Annotated in this window: 1 protein-coding gene and 1 pseudogene; both read left to right on the top strand. The window is 62.7% G+C overall.

Going from position 1 to position 1,032, the window contains the following annotated elements:
- Positions 1–316: uL15m family ribosomal protein (locus J7528_RS23475; RefSeq protein WP_291879683.1), on the top strand; the 316-nt coding region annotated here is incomplete at its 5' end.
- Between the two features lie 272 nt (positions 317–588).
- Positions 589–1,032, top strand: a pseudogene (locus J7528_RS23470) (preprotein translocase subunit SecY); the annotation flags it as partial.

Raw genomic sequence — 1,032 nt, 5'->3', positions numbered from 1 at the left:
GCACATGCGTATGCCGAAGCGCGGCTTCAACAACCCCTTCCGCCTGGAGTTCGCCGAAGTGAACCTGTGGCGCCTGGAGCAGGCCGTCGCCGCTGGCAAGTTCAAGAAGGGCGCCGAGCTGGGCGCTGCTGAACTGGTCGCCGCCGGCGTCATCCGTCGCGAACTGGACGGCGTGAAGCTGCTGGGCAAGGGCGAGATCAAGACCGCCCTGAAGCTGACCGTCTACTCGGCCACCGAAGCCGCCATCAAGGCCGTCGAGGCCGCTGGTGGTTCGGTCACCGTGACCAAGAAGGCCAAGGCGCAAGCCGAAGCCTAATCCATAAAAACTGTCATCCCGGCCCAGCGCGAAGCGCGCCGAGCCGGGACCACGGCAAGCGCCGACGTTTCCGGCGGTCCCGGCTCTTCGCTTCGCTACGGCCGGGATGACAGTTCTTTTCGAGGCTCGCCGTGACAACACGGCGGGCCTCACCTATTTGTGGCGCTCTCCTCGGATCAGCCTGGTCCGAGAATCCAAATTTCAGAGCGTGGTCGCCGCGAGAAGCGGTTATCCATTTTCGGCAATCGCGCTCCTGAGTCGTGGGGATCTGAATGGCCTCGGCCGCCGAACAACTCGCAGCCAACATGAATTTCGCGTCGTTCCAAAAGGCGACCGAACTTCACAAGCGTATCTGGTTCACGATCATCGCGCTGGTCGTCTACCGCCTGGGTTCCTACGTCCCGATTCCGGGCGTCGACGTGAATGCGTTCTCGCGCCTGTTCAGCAACAATTCCGAGGGCATCCTCGGCATGTTCAACATGTTCTCGGGCGGCGCCGTTTCACGGATGGCGATCTTCTCGCTGAACGTGATGCCGTACATCAGCGCCTCGATCATCGTGCAGCTGATGGGCTCGGTGTATCCGCCGTGGGAAAAGCTGAAGAAGGAAGGCGGGGAGGCGGGCCGCAAGACCCTCAACCAATATACCCGCTACCTGGCCGTGGTTCTGGCCATCGTGCAGTCGGCCTCGATCGCCATGGGCCTGCAGGCCCAGCCC

This window comes from Caulobacter sp. (assembly GCF_017744445.1).
Taxonomy (GTDB): Bacteria; Pseudomonadota; Alphaproteobacteria; order Caulobacterales; family Caulobacteraceae; genus Caulobacter.
The sequence above is the reverse complement of the archived record's forward strand: the minus strand, read 5'-3'. Positions and strand labels throughout refer to the sequence as shown.